This window comes from Pseudomonas sp. SIMBA_067 (genome assembly GCF_046534675.1).
GTDB classification, from domain to species: domain Bacteria; phylum Pseudomonadota; class Gammaproteobacteria; order Pseudomonadales; family Pseudomonadaceae; genus Aquipseudomonas; species Aquipseudomonas putida.
This window is the reverse complement of the sequence record NZ_JAWRYH010001075.1, coordinates 1-247: the sequence shown is the minus strand read 5'-3', so window position 1 is coordinate 247 and position 247 is coordinate 1. Positions and strand designations below refer to the sequence as shown.

At 67.6% G+C, this 247-nt stretch carries 1 protein-coding gene; it reads left to right on the top strand.

What is annotated here, in order from left to right:
- The coding region (locus SB765_RS32555) for a triphosphoribosyl-dephospho-CoA synthase (RefSeq protein WP_410932882.1) at positions 1 to 247 on the top strand (247 nt) is incomplete at both ends.

Genomic DNA, 247 nt, shown 5'->3' with positions numbered 1-247 from the left:
CAGAAGATGGCGACAACCGGCGGCGTCAACACCCATCGGGGTGCGATCTGGGCGCTGGGACTGCTGGTCAGTGCTGCAGCCATGCACGGCGGCGCGGCCAGTGCCGACCAGCTGACCCGCACCGCAGCCGCGCTGGCCAGCCTGCCCGACCGCGCCGCGCCAAAACTGTTCAGCAAATGGTTAAAAGCGACGCACCGCTATCAAGTGCCCGGCGCACGCGAAGAGGCGCAACAGGCGTTTCCTCACG